A 14406-nucleotide genomic window follows, 5' to 3' on the forward strand; every position below is an offset into this window, starting at 1 on the left:
TTGTTAATATACGTTCAACTTAATGCGTCACTGTTTTTGCTTGCTCTACTAAGTTAATTAAACGGCTTCTCATGGTGTGATAATGTTGAGAAACTTGGCTTTCTGCCCATTTTTGATCATCAATTTTAATCACTTTAGCCGCACAATATTTGGTTTCAGGTGTTTTTGATACCGGATCAAGATTATCCTGAGTCAGTTCATTACACGCACCAATCCACCATTGATAGGTCATATAAATGGCTTGTTTATTAATGGTTTCATTTATATTACAGCGTGACATCACTTTACCGCGACGAGATTCAACCCAGACAATTTCCTGATCACGAATCCCCGCTTTTTGAGCAATATCAGGGTGAACTTGGACATAACCTGGTTCATCGGCTAATGATGCCAATGCTTTACAGTTACCCGTCATGGAGCGACATGAGTAATGCCCAACTTCACGCACGGTTGATAGGATCATCGGATAATCCGCATCAGGTAATTCAGCCGGTGCGCGCCACGGTGTCGCAAACAATTTACCTTTACCTGATGGTGTGGTGAAGTGGTTACCAGAATACAAATAAGGCGTTCCCTTATCTTCAATATCGGTACAAGGCCATTGAATATGCGCTAAGCCTGCCAATTTTTCATAAGTGACACCAAAAAATAGTGGGCATAATGCTCTAACTTCATTCCAGATCTCTTCGTTATTTTCATAAGACATCGGATAGCCCATTTCAGTGGCGAGTAAACTGATGATCTCCCAATCTCGTTTTACATTGCCCTTAGGTTCAATGGCTTTTTCAAAACGTTGGAAGCCTCTATCGGCACACGTAAAGATACCCGCATGTTCACCCCAGCTAGTTGACGGTAAAATCACATCCGCTTGCTCTGCTGTTTTGGTCATAAAGATATCTTGAACTACTACAAAATCGAGCGCTTCAAAGCCCTTTCTCACTAAGCCTAAATCTGCCTCTGTTTGGAGTGGATCTTCACCCATGATGTAATAGGCTTTCACCTTACCTTCAATGGCTAAATGAGGGACTTCGGTAATGCGATATCCCACATCTGGATCGAGTTGTTCAACAGGAATATTCCATGCTTGTGCAAATTTTTTACGGGTTTCTTCGTCAGTCACATACTGGTATCCCGGAAACATATTCGGTAAAACGCCCATATCACAGGCACCTTGAACATTATTTTGCCCACGAACGGGTGCAACACCCACATGCGGTTTACCTAAATTTCCTGTTAATAAAGCAAGACCTGATAACCCTTTTACCACATCAACCGCTTGACCAAACTGTGTGACGCCCATTCCCCACATAATAGTGGCCGTTTTAGCGCCCGCATAAGTGCGCATTGCTTTACGAATTTCAATAGCAGGAATGCCGACAATATCTTGCACAGCTTCAGGGCTATAGTCTACGAGTTGTTTTTTATATTCTTCAAAACCTTCTGTGTATTGGCTCACATAGTCTTTATCATAAAGATCTTCATCAATTAGCGTGTATGCGAAGGCATTGACTAACGCCATATTAGTACCATTTTTTAATGGTAAATATTGGTTAGCAATTTTGGCGGTTTCGATTTTACGAGGATCACAAACGATAATTTTGGCACCCTTTTGTTTCGCTTTAACCACACGACGCGCCACAATAGGATGAGAATCTGCACAGTTATAGCCAAACACTAATAAGCAATCTGAATCTTCAATATCAGCAATAGAGTTGCTCATGGCACCATTACCTAATGTTTCTTGCAAACCAGCAACAGAAGGTCCATGGCAAACACGCGCACAACAATCGACATTATTATTACCTAATACTGCACGCACAAATTTCTGCATCACAAAGTTGGTTTCATTCCCTGTACCACGAGAAGAACCCGTACACATGATGGATTTCGCACCGTATTTTTCTTTTATTTCCAGTAATTTTTGTGCCGTAAATTGAATAGCTTCATTCCAACTCACAATTTCAAAACCAGCCCCTTTTTGTCGGCGGATCATCGGCTCATGAATTCTGGCTGTCAGCAATTTGTTGTCATTAAGGAAATCCCAACCATATAGCCCTTTTAAGCAAAGTTCGCCTTGATTGGTGACACCATTGGCACCTTCGGCTTTGATTATGCGACCATTTTCGACACAGAGATTGATTTTGCAGCCAGCGCCACAATAAGGACAGACGGAGTTGATTTTGTTCATTTGATATCCTTTCCCCTAACTAGGGAGTAAAAGAGTCATAAAGAACTTTCAACTAAGCAGGAATTATGCCAATTAATTTTTTAAATATAATCAATAAGATATAAAAATAAAATAATATTTAATAACTGTTTCGACATTTTTGCCGATGCTCACCTTACACAAATCAGGTTAATTCTATAACTTATTACAGCTTTCAGTTATTGGAACCAGATAAACATTTAGAAATAAAAATTAACACTGAATTCTAATAAAATTTATTTCTTTAGTTTGAATTTATGATATAAATAATAAATACGCATTTTGAAAAACAATATTTCATATTGCATTGCGATGATATCCATTTCAATAAAGAGCAAAAAAATGAATATGAACACAAATAACCGACTTTTAGGCCTAAACCTACTACTCCTTCGTTAGGTGGCCGAGCGCGTTCATTTTTTTGCAAAAGCCACCAGTCAGGTGGCTTTTTTATTTGTAACCTACTGGTGGAACTGATTTTTTAGGGGAGTTCTACGATGTTTAGTTTCACCATTAGGATGATGAGTAACAACGTCTTACCAATAAGCCACTGTATGGCAATAGCCTCTATCACTCATTCGATAACTCAGGGGGCAAAATGAGCCAGCAATGGACATCTCGTGTAGGTCATATCTTAGCAGCCGCAGGCTCTGCAATCGGTATTGGCGCAATCTGGAAGTTTTCTTATGTCGCTGCCAATAATGGGGGTGGCGCATTCTTAATCGTCTTCTTATTATTCAGTTTTATTATCGGGCTTGCGGTATTACTGGCTGAGAATATTTTAGGCAGTAGCACACACGCTGAAGCTGTTAACGCATTTAAAAGAATGATGGGACGTAATTGGGTCATTATCGGCGTTATTGGTGTATTCAGTTCATGGTGTATTTATAGCTTCTATAGCGTTGTCGGTGGTTGGACAATTGGCTATACCGTTATGGCGGCAACAGGTCAGTTAAATATTACAGATAGCGCTGAATTAACAGGTATTTTTACCCGCTTTATTAGTGATCCTTTATGGCCTATTTTGGCTCACCTTGTCTTTGCGGGATTAACCTGTTTTGTGGTTTTAGCTGGTGTACAACGTGGATTAGAAAAAGCTGTCAAAATCATGATGCCAATGTTATTTATCATTATGATTTTATTGATTATTGTCGGCATCAGCTTACCTGGTTCGTCTGAAGGTTTAAAATTATTTTTATACCCTGATTTCAGTAAGTTAACGCCTCAAGGCGTATTAGATGCATTAGGGTTAGCTTTCTTCTCACTGTCTATCGGTTTAGGTATTCACATCACTTACAGTGCTTATTTAGCAGATAATAAAGGCATCGCTAACTCCAGTATGTGGGTGGTTATTTTGTCTTGTATGGTGTGTGTACTTGCCGGATTAATGATTTTTCCTGCATTATCTGCCGCAGGCTTAGAGCCTAATGCTGGTCCCGGTTTAACCTTTATGACCATGCCAGTTTATTTTGCCAACTTGCCTGGTGGTAATATTTTAGCTGTGACGTTCTTTATCTTGTTGTTAATGGCAGCGTTAACCTCTGCAATTTCGTTACTGGAACATATCGTCGCTTACGTACAAATGCGTTTTCAATGGACTCGTCGTCGTGCTGGATTAGTGGTTACCGCTTCTATTATGTTGATGGGTATTCCAGTGTCATTATCTTTTGGACCTATGAGTAATGTGACTCTGGGGGGCAAAACAGTCTTCGATTTGTTGGATTACCTGACGTCTAATATTTTGATGCCACTGTTTGGTATCGCAATGTGTTTGATCTTTGGTTGGTCACGCAGAGCGAATGCATTTATTCCTGAAAATATCACGGGATTAAAACGTCAAAGCTTATTATTGGTATGGCGTTATATTGGTCCTATTTGTATCGGTATTATTTTAGTGCATGGTTTAATTGGTTAACTCTCAACAAAAAAGAGCCACTCAAATAAGTGGCTCTCGACTTAACTGATAATGATTTATTTATGGATACTTGATGGTTTTTACTACTTATTTATAACTTTGTTTAATTTCTTGAGAAATCACTAATCCACGTTTTGCTTCTTTTTCAGCAAGTTCAACGGATAAACCGATATAAGAACGAGGATCAAGCATTGCCTTAATTTCATCTGCATTAAAGGCGGCAGTAATGGTTTCATTCTTCATTAGGTTAGTATAAAAATCTTCACCGTCTGCTGCCGTTTTAATGGCTTCTTCATATAACAGTGAGTGCGCTTTATCTTTCCCTAATTTTTCTGCCATTTTCATCATAACGTATTCGGTATTATCTAAACCCTTATTTCTCATCACGTTATGTAGCATTCTCTCTTCATGAGGAACGATGGTTCTTGAAAGCTCTTCTGTTCTTAAGAGAATTTCTGTTGTTAATTCTAAGGCTTCTTCAATTAAGCCATCGAATAACATATAAGAGCTGCTATCGCCCTCGTATGGTCTTACCGCAGAATACATCCCCACATTCGGTAATGAGTAAAGTTTTTGTGAGTTAGCAATAATACCTTTGGCTAATTTTGGATTAATTTTATGAGGCATCGTGCTACTGCCCACTGTGCCTTTTGTAAATCCTTCAGAAACCTCAGCAATCTCTTCTAACGTGGTGCTATACACTTCTTCACCAATTTTATGGCAGATATTTGCCATCAATGCCAAGTTCATCATGTACTCTAATTTATGCGTACTGAGGTTACGTGATGGCACTTCCATTGCTTGCATACCCACTAATTCAGCAACGCGTTTTTGTACTTTCATTCCCACTTCAGGCATGGAGTTAAAAGCACCTACCGCACCACCCATCATGATAGTGAATACACGCTTTTCGCACTCTTTCATACGCTGGTAGCAATCAATAAAATCGCTGATCCAAACAGATACTTTATAGCCATAAGTAATCGGAATAGCATGACGACCGTGCGTTCTACCTGCCATCACCATATGTTTGGTTCTTTCAGCAAGATTTGATAAGTTTTCGATGATCTCGCTTAACAATAACATGAACTTATCGTGTACCGTTTTCATCATATACAGCTGTGAACTTTGCTGTATATTTTGAGTGGTAATGCCGTAGTGTACATATTTACCACTCTCTTCAGAGCATGCATTTACCAGTACTTTTAAGAAAGGCACAAAGCCATGACCGATTTTTTGATAAATACGGTTCATCTCTTCGAAATCGATATTCTCAATAATCGCCTTTTCTTTAATTTCATCTGCGGCAGACTGTGGAATAAAACCGTATTCAGCTTGTGCTTGCGCTAACATGGCTTCAAACATCAACCAAGTAGAATATTTTGCTTCATTAGACAGCAGATTTTTTATACCGCGATCGTCGATTGTTTTACTTTTAGAATCGTATAACGCTCTCATCATATATCCTTTTATTTCTTCATTGCTTCATCAACAGCATTGCGAACAAATTCGACTTTAGGGCCATAAACGACATGGACATGGTTTGCTGCCGGAAAGAAGAATGCCGTACAACCAGACTCTAACATTAACTCTTTATCTATTTGATTAACTTCATTAATATCGATACGTAGTCGCGTAATACAGTTATCAACATTACGAATATTTTGTTTGCCACCTAACGCTTGAATAAGAATTTCTGCAATTTCGCCATAACGTTTTTCTTTGATTAGCGTATTTTTCATATTGCTTGATTCTTCTCTACCCGGTGTTTTGATATCAAATTTGACAATAGCCCAGTAGAAAATAAAGTAGGTCACAACAGCCAGCGCACTACCAATCAGCACTAAGAAGATCCAGTTAGTGTGTTCGTACAGTAATCCAAAGATAGTGAAGTCAAAGACGGTGCCTCGGATATAACCGATCGCAACACCCGCAAAAGAGAGCAGAACAGCGCCAATACCGACGATAATCGCGTAAATTAAGTAAAGTAACGGTGCGATAAAGACGAAGGTAAATTCAAGTGGTTCGGTAACGTTACCCAACATTGCCGTTAAGACCATCGTCACCAGCATCGATTTAACTTCAGCGCGATTTTCTTTCTTCGAGGTTTTATAAATTGCTAATGCAATCGCAGGGAACAGGAACAGCGTCACCAACATTTGTTGTTGAGCCATAAAGCGCGTTAGGCTTGGCATCATTGCCCAATATTCACTACTTGGCCCTTGGTTGAATAACACTTCTGTCATTGCAGGTACCACACCCACATAGGTTTGACCTTCAATGACATAAGAACCACCGGCTTCAGTAAATCTAAACAGAACGTTCCAAACATGGTGTAAACCAAATGGAATAAACAGACGCTCGCCACCCGCGGTAAAGAAAGGTCCGACAGGGCTTAAGAAGACAGCCGAGAGCTTAGTTAAGCCCATGACTAAGACTTCCCAAATAAATGGCAATAGTGCACCTACGCCTATCATCAATCCGACCATAATAATGGCGACTGATTTTTTTCCTGAGAAGAAGGCAAATGCCGTTGGTAATTCAAGGTTGTAGAATTTATCCGTTGCCCATGCGGCAATTAATCCCGTGATAATCCCCCCTGCGGCACTGATATTCATGGTTTGTATACCAAGAACCTTGATTTGCCCCACTTGCGTCATAATCGCAGGATCAGCAAGCTTTCCTGTCAATACCAGCCAGATATTGATAGTACTTATCAAGGTTAAATAGCCGACAACAGAGGCAAAGACCGCGATCCCCTTATCTTTGTGGCTCATACCATATGCCACCCCCATTGCAAACAAGAGGGGAATGTTGTCAAACACAACGCCAGCAATAGAACGGATACTCACTAATAAAGCATTGACTGTTTCATTCCCTAAAAAAGGAAAGCGTGCAATCATATAAGACTGAACTAAAGCACCACTGATCCCTAAGATCATACCAATAGGTGCCAATACGCCGATAGGTAGAAGTAGGGTTCTACCAAAGCGCTGAATAGATTCGCTGAACTTTTTCCTGGCCATATTTTTTTCCTTATGACTTCTCGAATATAAAAGAATTACCGAGGTACTCTATCTTAGGGATTATAGGAAATGAATGACGCGCTGGTTTTAAATATTATCTCAGGTCAGATTTTATGACTTAGGTCTTTTTGTTAATTATCGACGTAATAAAGAGCCATAAATAAATTATTTTATTCTATTAAATAATATTTATTTTAGGGTTGGGAATTAATATTGAAAAGCAAGGCTATTTTAAAATAAACAACGAGTAATCTAGCGGGATATATTAATACTATTCACGATTTAATCATTAAAAAGAGTATTTAATAAATTATATAGAGGCTGTTATCTCTTTTTAAAGTAGATTTTCTAACTCATTAATCAGTAAATCCACCAGCATAAAAAAGCCAATACGGGATTTGGTATCATCTTTTTTAGTATCATGATTATCAGCAAAACAAAATAGAGCATGAGTTGCATAACTGGTTAATTCATTGGTATTAAATGCTGTCATACTAATAATGTTAGCATCTTTTAATTGTACGATTTTTGCTGTCTCGATGATTTTTTTGGTGCCACCAGAAAGAGAGATAAAGATAACGGTGTCGTCTTCATTAACAAGACGTGTAAACGAATCAGATAAATTGTAATCATTAATAAAAAAGCAATGTAGACCTAATGCAAACAATAGGTGTTCAAGATAATACCCTACGGCTTTGCTTGTGCCTCTTGCAACAATAAAAATATTCCTAGAATGACGTAAGGTTTTTGCACACTCCTGAATTTGTTCTTCATTAATTAAGGTAAATGTTTTATGAATGTTTTTTTCTAATTGTTTTTTATAAGACGCCGCATGGGTTTTTTCGACTTTATTTTTTGTCAAAATATAATTATTAATTTGGAATTTAAGCTCTTTAAATCCACTGAACCCTAACTTTTGCGATAAATTAATGATAACCGTTTTTGATACAAAGGTTTTAGCAACTAAATCATTAATATTTAAATACGGAATATCCGCAATATTATCGGTGAGATATTTTAATACTTTCTTTTCGCTGATCGTTAAATTGTCATAATTTTTTAAAAAATCCAGCATATCTCACCCAATAAATTAATCTAAACTATCTTATGAAAACAGTAAGCTTATGAAAACAGCAAGCATCAACAAAATGGTTCTGTTCTTTTTGCGAGTTTATGTGAAATAAAATACATAACGAGTATACGTTAAATCATACAGTTATGTAGGATCAGAGTGATATTTTGTGAATTAGGATAATATTGAGCCCATTTTTTAATGAGCTCAATACGTGTTATTCGTTACCCCAGCGGTTAAGAAACATGGCGATATCATCAATGCGTTTTTTATCAATACCCGCTTCTTTTGCCATCTCTTGCTGTGCGTTTTCACTAATTTCTTCGTTATTCATTAATCGAGTAAGAAGTAACTGGAAGTAGAGAGCAAGTGCATCTTCTTCGGCCTCAGCAACAGGCTCTAGCGACTCCATCGCATATTCTTCGACCATATCATAATATTTAAAGTGGATTTCATTATTCATAGTTTGTCCCCAAGGATTAACGTTTATACTCGTCATATTCAAATTACTAAGAGTATATCTCTACATTCGCCTGTTAACCTAAAATTCGCTATCATCCATTTCCTTCTTTTGCTGCGGATAAGCCGATGTCTACGATTATCGATACTTTTATTGCCCCACCTTGCCATGATGAAATCGAGATCCTTTATCAAGACGAGCACTTAGTACTTATCAACAAACCGACAGGTTTATTGAGCTTATCAGGAAAAAATCCACAAAATATCGACTCCGTGCATTATCGATTAGTAAAGTTATTTCCGGGATGTACGCTTGTTCATCGGCTTGATTTTGGCACATCTGGATTGATGGTTGTCGCACGCAATAAAGCAATCAATGCTCTTTTGTGTCAACAATTTAGCCAGCGCAGTGTAACCAAAATATACAGCGCGCTACTGTGTGGGTATTTAGATGAGAATGAAGGAATAATCGATGCGCCGATAGCAAAAGATCCGGCTCTGTTTCCACGCATGTCGATTTGCCCCGTTAATGGCAAACCTGCACGCTCTCGTTATCGTGTTATTGAGCATTTTTATCATACGTTAGAAAGTGGAACGTTATTGCCTTTAACGCGAGTACAATTTATGCCTGAAACAGGGAGAACGCATCAACTTCGTATTCACAGCCAGTTTATAGGGCATCCTATTTTAGGTTGTGATTTATATGGCAGGTGCGACGAAGATTTGATAGAAGAAAGGGATGGTACTAAACGGGCTACGCGACTTATGCTGCATGCGAGTGAACTTCATTTTGTTCACCCCATTAGCCAAGCACCAATAAAAGCGCGTAGCGAAAGCCCGTTTTAAATATCGCTATTTACAGTTTAAGCGCTTTTACTGTTTCATCGATATCAAGTTCATCTTCAGTAAAAATGATTTCTGTTCCGTGCATAGTGGTGATCGCAAGCTTTCTCAACGTACGCATATTATGAGTATCATCTGCAGATTTTGGTCTGATACTATTCATTAAAGTGCCGACAGAAAGTACGGTGTTTTCTTTATTGATATGTGTATCTGCAGATACCTCTTCACTATAAATTCGAAAAGATTTAATAGATGTCAGCTTAACTCGCTCACCAGCAATATAGACATATTTGCTGTCTGGGATCACTTTCACCGCGTAAGCAGATAGACCTTTAGTATTTGTGGTTGGTTCAAACGTGACATTTGCATCTGTTTTTATCAAAGCAGGGTTGGCAACTTTAATCACATGAAAATAACGGTTATCACCGTTTTCATCTTTAATAAATCCAAAACCTTTATCTTCAAACCACTTTGTGATTATTCCGTTCATTGCCATTATCGCCTACTTAATCGTTTATCTACAAAAATTTTCAGACGCAGTATAAAGCACAATGCTTATACAGACTATGCCCTTTGGGATAATAAGCTACTTTGCTTATTACCACATCAAATCATCTGGGATTTTAAAATCAGCATAAGGATCGTCTTCATCTTGTTCTGTTTCGCTAAGTGCGTTATTTAACAAGATACAGCCCACATCTCTTTGTGTAATTTTATCCGCTACACTTGCTGGAATAATCGCGTATTCAGTTTTATCTGCACTATCCAGTCGCGCAATGGCGAGACGTCCACTAATCAATTGAGATTGTGTCAATTTATCCACCACGATATTTTTAATCACATTGTTGTCAGTGAAGTTAAAATCAATATCGCCTTTGACTGGCGTAATTCTATTCATCTCAATAAGTTGCTTAACTTGCGCTTTATACTCTTTAGATAATGTAGCTTGTTTTTGTTGCTCACTAAGCAGTTTATCGCGCTCCAGTTGGGCTTTTTTATTTTCTTCTACCGCTTCTCTTGCTTCTCGCGCTTGAACGCGTGATTTTTTCGCTGTTCTTTGAACTTTTGCCATTTTTTTACTGGTCACAAGTCCCGCTTTTAACATTTGCTCTTGTAAGGTAAGTTTTGCCATTGTTATGCCTAAGTCTGCTCAATAATTTATGAAATTATACCTGTAATTTCCAAGAGTGCATCAGGTTGTAAGATTGATAGCTTATTAGAGGAAATAGACCTTGTGAGATTTGAACCTATCCGTACATTCAGAGTATATTGGAAAAACTATCGTCAAACTTTCTCTTATAACAGGTAATACTAACAATGGCTCTGATCCCAAAAAACTATGCACGGTTGGAAAGTGGCTACCGTGAAAAAGCACTGAAAATCTACCCGTGGGTATGTGGGCGTTGTGCGCGTGAGTTCGTTTATTCCAATCTACGTGAACTAACCGTTCATCATATTGATCACGACCATACCAATAACCCAGAAGATGGCAGTAACTGGGAATTATTGTGTCTGTTTTGCCATGACCATGAACACTCAAAATACACAGAAGCAGACCAGTACGGTACAACCGTTGTCGCCGGTGAAGATGCACAGGATGATGTAGGTGCAGCCACTTATAATCCTTTTGCAGATTTAAAGTCGATGCTGAACAAGAAAAAATAATGAATGCGGTGTCTGCTTTGGTACAAAGCAAGCCAATCTATCCCCTTTCCACGCCCTTACACAGAATAGTGTATACTTACCGACAAGAAATTTGTTCACGGTTAATTAATAATGAAAGAAATCGAAAAAGCAAAAATCAAACTCCTTAGTGACCGTTTAGATCTTATTCGCCACAAAATGGCAAATATCTCGCTGACAGATGAAGCGGAAAAATACGCAGAGTTTGAGAAAGAAAAAGTAGAACTGGAAACTGAAATCGTTCGTTTGAAAGAAGTACGTAGCAATAAACTAAGTAAAGAAGCGCAGAAATTGGTGGATATGCCATTCAAACGCCCCATTACTAAGAAAGAACAAGCTGATATTGGCAAACTGAAGAAAGCCGTACGAGGCTTGATAATCGTCCATCCAATGACAGCATTAGGCCGCGAAATGGGGCTAGATGTTATGACTGGTTTTTCTAAAACGGATTTTTAGTTAAAAAATTACTCCAACTAAAACCGGCAAAGACCCACTAATACTGGCTGGTTCTTAATATACTTTTCGTTGTTATGAACCGTCAGTTATCCTTAGCTTTTTTATTGACCCTACCTGATTACCCTATTGGCGAACTATCCGGAATTTCCGGATGGTTGCGTTTTGAGCAAGTTCCCTTTTAAGGAAAATATTAACAAGATACTTATTAATTGTACGGACGTCTTTTCCATATAATTCAGCAATTTTAGCTTCTGTATTCAAAGATAAGAGCGCTTATAAATAGATAATAAACTTATTGTTTTAGCGAAAAACAATATGATAAAGACATAAAAAGCGATTTTTTGAGGAGGTTAATTGAATAAGAATTGGCGGAAGATCACAGGAGTCGAACCTGCCAAGGACCGCTGGCGGCCCCATCTGGATTTGAAGTCCAGCCGCCCCACCGGGGACGATGATCTTCCATTTTTGAGTAGGTCAAAAGGAAATAACGGGATGATTATACGCTGAATTATTTTTAATCCCAAGTGCATCAAATCAATAAAAGCCCTTTCAAATAAAATAATCCCATTTTTGAGTAAAACCTCGGATAATTACCACGATACTATTGAACTTATGCGGTTTCACCCTCATCTTACTTTCTATGACGAATAAACTCAGTGATGTGTTTTACGCCACTGCAAACCAAAATACAGGATGTTTTTATGTCAAATCCATTACTTAATACAACGGGATTACCTGCATTTTCCCTTATCAAACCAGAACATGTTGTTCCTGCGCTAAAAGAAGTCTTAACAACTTACCGTGAAACAGTTGAAAAATTACTGGCTGATAATACGCAATTTAACTGGGATAACCTTTGCCAGCCATTAGCTGAAGTAGGTGATAAACTTTCTCGTGTTTGGTCCCCCGTTAGTCATTTAAATTCTGTCAAAAACTGTGCTGAACTACGCGAAGCGTATGAACAGAGTTTACCATTGCTGTCTGAATTCAGTACATGGATGGGGCAACACGAAGGTTTATATCAAGCTTATAAATCAATTAAAGAAAGTGCTGATTTTAATGCGTTAACTCAACCACAGAAAAAAACGATTGAAAACGCATTACGTGACTTTGAATTATCAGGTATTGGGCTACCAAAAGAAAAACAACAGCGCTTTGGTGAAATCAGTGCGCGGATGTCAGAACTAGGTGCGAAATACGGCAATAACGTATTAGATGCCACAATGGGTTGGTCTAAATTAATTACCAATGTAGACGATCTATCTGGTATGCCACAAAGTGCGATTGATGCAGCAAAAGCAATTGCACAAGCGAAAGATCAAGAAGGCTATCTATTAACACTTGATATGCCAAGCTATATACCGGTTAGGACTTACGCAGATAACCGTGAACTGCGAAAAGAAATGAGCATTGCTTATAGCACTCGCGCTTCTGATCAAGGTCCAAATGCAGGTCAGTGGGATAACAGTGAAATTATGGCGGAGATCCTTTCGTTACGTCACGAACTCGCTCAACTGCTCGGCTTTAAAAATTATGCTGAAAAATCCCTTGCTACTAAAATGGCAGAGTCTCCTGAGCAAGTATTGAGCTTCTTAACTGATTTAGCCCAACGCGCTCATCCGCAAGGTGAAGAAGAATTAGCAGAACTCACTCAATTTGCAAAAGAACACTATGGTGTTGATAAACTCGAATCGTGGGATCTGGCTTATTACAGCGAAAAACAAAAACAACACCTATTCTCAATCGATGATGAACAGCTACGCCCTTATTTCCCTGAACAACGTGCTTTAAGTGGTTTATTTGAAGTCGTTCATCGTATCTATGGTTTAACTGCCAAAGAGCGTAACGATATCGACACTTGGCATGATGATGTCCGTTACTTTGAGCTTTATGATGAAAGCAATACTTTACGTGGTAGCTTCTATCTTGATTTATATGCACGCGAGCACAAACGTGGTGGCGCTTGGATGGATAACTGCATAGGCAGAATGCGTCATGCGGATGGTTCACTACAAAACCCCGTTGCTTACCTCACTTGTAACTTCAATAAGCCAGTAGGCGATAAACCGGCACTGTTTACTCATAATGAAGTAACCACGCTATTCCATGAGTTTGGCCACGGCTTACATCACATGTTAACGCAGATTGATACCGCAGATGTTGCAGGCATTAATGGTGTGCCTTGGGATGCCGTTGAATTACCAAGCCAATTTATGGAGAACTGGTGCTGGGAGCCAGAAGCGTTAGCCTTTATTTCAGGTCACTACGAAACTGGCGAACCATTACCACAGGCAATGCTTGATAATATGCTTAAAGCAAAAAATTATCAGTCAGCGATGTTTGTGTTACGCCAACTGGAGTTTGGTCTGTTTGATTTCCGTTTACACGCTGAATATGATCCATCTAAAGGCGCGCGTATTATGGATATCTTAAACAGTGTGAAAGAGAAAGTTTCTGTGGTTCCTTCTACACCGTGGGCGCGTTTCCCTCATGCCTTTAGTCATATCTTTGCTGGTGGATATGCCGCAGGTTATTACAGCTATTTATGGGCAGATGTACTGGCAGCCGATGCCTTCTCTCGCTTCTCTGAAGAAGGTATTTTTAACCGTGAAACGGGTCAATCATTCCTTGATAATATTTTAACTCGTGGTGGTTCAGAAGAGCCAATGGAACTGTTTAAACGCTTCCGTGGTCGTGAGCCGCAACTTGATGCTATGCTCAAAGGCTACGGCATTAAAGGATGATA

Annotated in this window: 12 protein-coding genes and 1 tRNA gene; 5 read left to right on the forward strand and 8 right to left on the reverse strand. The window is 38.8% G+C overall.

The features are described from left to right. Positions 1 to 19: 19 nt before the first annotated feature. On the reverse strand, positions 20 to 2188 hold the full coding sequence (gene fdhF, locus QQS39_RS18095) for a formate dehydrogenase subunit alpha (protein ID WP_285805107.1): 2169 nt from the start codon (positions 2186 to 2188) through the stop codon (positions 20 to 22). Positions 2189 to 2804: 616 nt separating this feature from the next. Between fdhF and QQS39_RS18100 the strand changes: the two genes are divergently transcribed. Next, entirely contained in the window at positions 2805 to 4121 is a 1317-nt protein-coding gene (locus tag QQS39_RS18100; protein WP_151436444.1) for a sodium-dependent transporter, read from the forward strand. Positions 4122 to 4208: 87 nt separating this feature from the next. Here the strand turns inward: QQS39_RS18100 and QQS39_RS18105 are convergent, their stop codons facing one another. From QQS39_RS18105 to QQS39_RS18120, 4 genes are all read right to left on the reverse strand, one after another. Then, the gene (locus QQS39_RS18105) at positions 4209 to 5579 is read right to left on the reverse strand and encodes a class-II fumarase/aspartase family protein (protein ID WP_151436445.1); all 1371 of its coding nucleotides are present in this window, start codon (positions 5577 to 5579) and stop codon (positions 4209 to 4211) included. A gap of 11 nt (positions 5580 to 5590) precedes the next feature. Beyond that, a complete protein-coding gene (locus QQS39_RS18110; protein ID WP_109374183.1) occupies positions 5591 to 7147 on the reverse strand; it encodes a PTS transporter subunit EIIC in 1557 nt (518 codons plus the stop codon). Positions 7148 to 7481: 334 nt separating this feature from the next. Next, positions 7482 to 8222: a MurR/RpiR family transcriptional regulator gene (locus tag QQS39_RS18115; protein ID WP_285805108.1), complete on the reverse strand. Its 741-nt coding sequence runs from the start codon at positions 8220 to 8222 to the stop codon at positions 7482 to 7484. Between the two features lie 214 nt (positions 8223 to 8436). Continuing rightward, complete coding sequence (locus tag QQS39_RS18120; protein WP_285805109.1) at positions 8437 to 8682, reverse strand: DUF2543 family protein; 246 nt, start codon at positions 8680 to 8682, stop codon at positions 8437 to 8439. A gap of 125 nt (positions 8683 to 8807) precedes the next feature. Between QQS39_RS18120 and QQS39_RS18125 the strand changes: the two genes are divergently transcribed. Continuing rightward, on the forward strand, positions 8808 to 9524 hold the full coding sequence (locus tag QQS39_RS18125; protein ID WP_285805110.1) for an RluA family pseudouridine synthase: 717 nt from the start codon (positions 8808 to 8810) through the stop codon (positions 9522 to 9524). A gap of 10 nt (positions 9525 to 9534) precedes the next feature. Here the strand turns inward: QQS39_RS18125 and QQS39_RS18130 are convergent, their stop codons facing one another. Next, complete coding sequence (locus tag QQS39_RS18130; protein WP_151436449.1) at positions 9535 to 10017, reverse strand: cold-shock protein; 483 nt, start codon at positions 10015 to 10017, stop codon at positions 9535 to 9537. Between the two features lie 102 nt (positions 10018 to 10119). After that, positions 10120 to 10653: a DUF2058 domain-containing protein gene (locus tag QQS39_RS18135; protein WP_285805111.1), complete on the reverse strand. Its 534-nt coding sequence runs from the start codon at positions 10651 to 10653 to the stop codon at positions 10120 to 10122. Between the two features lie 185 nt (positions 10654 to 10838). On the opposite strand from QQS39_RS18135, the gene yajD reads away from it, so the two are divergent. Continuing rightward, entirely contained in the window at positions 10839 to 11186 is a 348-nt protein-coding gene (gene yajD, locus QQS39_RS18140; protein ID WP_006534437.1) for an HNH nuclease YajD, read from the forward strand. A 111-nt stretch (positions 11187 to 11297) separates the two neighbouring features. Continuing rightward, a complete protein-coding gene (locus tag QQS39_RS18145) occupies positions 11298 to 11660 on the forward strand; it encodes a YibL family ribosome-associated protein (RefSeq protein ID WP_151436451.1) in 363 nt (120 codons plus the stop codon). A gap of 366 nt (positions 11661 to 12026) precedes the next feature. On the opposite strand, the gene QQS39_RS18150 is transcribed toward QQS39_RS18145, so the two are convergent. After that, positions 12027 to 12121 (reverse strand) — tRNA-Sec (locus QQS39_RS18150). 240 nt (positions 12122 to 12361) lie between these two features. Here QQS39_RS18150 and prlC point away from each other — a divergent pair. Next, on the forward strand, positions 12362 to 14404 hold the full coding sequence (gene prlC / locus QQS39_RS18155) for an oligopeptidase A (RefSeq protein WP_285805112.1): 2043 nt from the start codon (positions 12362 to 12364) through the stop codon (positions 14402 to 14404). Positions 14405 to 14406: the final 2 nt, after the last annotated feature.

Origin of the sequence: Proteus appendicitidis (genome assembly GCF_030271835.1) — a bacterium.
GTDB lineage: Bacteria > Pseudomonadota > Gammaproteobacteria > Enterobacterales > Enterobacteriaceae > Proteus > Proteus appendicitidis.

Excerpts from the sequence above, each read along its gene's own strand:
- QQS39_RS18135 (WP_285805111.1), bottom strand. The coding sequence starts at position 10,653 with ATGGCAAAACTTACCTTACAAGAGCAAATGTTAAAAGCGGGACTTGTG.
- QQS39_RS18100 (WP_151436444.1), top strand. The coding sequence starts at position 2,805 with ATGAGCCAGCAATGGACATCTCGTGTAGGTCATATCTTAGCAGCCGCA.
- yajD (WP_006534437.1), top strand. The coding sequence starts at position 10,839 with ATGGCTCTGATCCCAAAAAACTATGCACGGTTGGAAAGTGGCTACCGT.
- QQS39_RS18115 (WP_285805108.1), bottom strand. The coding sequence starts at position 8,222 with ATGCTGGATTTTTTAAAAAATTATGACAATTTAACGATCAGCGAAAAG.
- QQS39_RS18105 (WP_151436445.1), bottom strand. The coding sequence starts at position 5,579 with ATGAGAGCGTTATACGATTCTAAAAGTAAAACAATCGACGATCGCGGT.
- fdhF (WP_285805107.1), bottom strand. The coding sequence starts at position 2,188 with ATGAACAAAATCAACTCCGTCTGTCCTTATTGTGGCGCTGGCTGCAAA.
- prlC (WP_285805112.1), top strand. The coding sequence starts at position 12,362 with ATGTCAAATCCATTACTTAATACAACGGGATTACCTGCATTTTCCCTT.
- QQS39_RS18110 (WP_109374183.1), bottom strand. The coding sequence starts at position 7,147 with ATGGCCAGGAAAAAGTTCAGCGAATCTATTCAGCGCTTTGGTAGAACC.
- QQS39_RS18125 (WP_285805110.1), top strand. The coding sequence starts at position 8,808 with ATGTCTACGATTATCGATACTTTTATTGCCCCACCTTGCCATGATGAA.
- QQS39_RS18145 (WP_151436451.1), top strand. The coding sequence starts at position 11,298 with ATGAAAGAAATCGAAAAAGCAAAAATCAAACTCCTTAGTGACCGTTTA.
- QQS39_RS18120 (WP_285805109.1), bottom strand. The coding sequence starts at position 8,682 with ATGAATAATGAAATCCACTTTAAATATTATGATATGGTCGAAGAATAT.
- QQS39_RS18130 (WP_151436449.1), bottom strand. The coding sequence starts at position 10,017 with ATGGCAATGAACGGAATAATCACAAAGTGGTTTGAAGATAAAGGTTTT.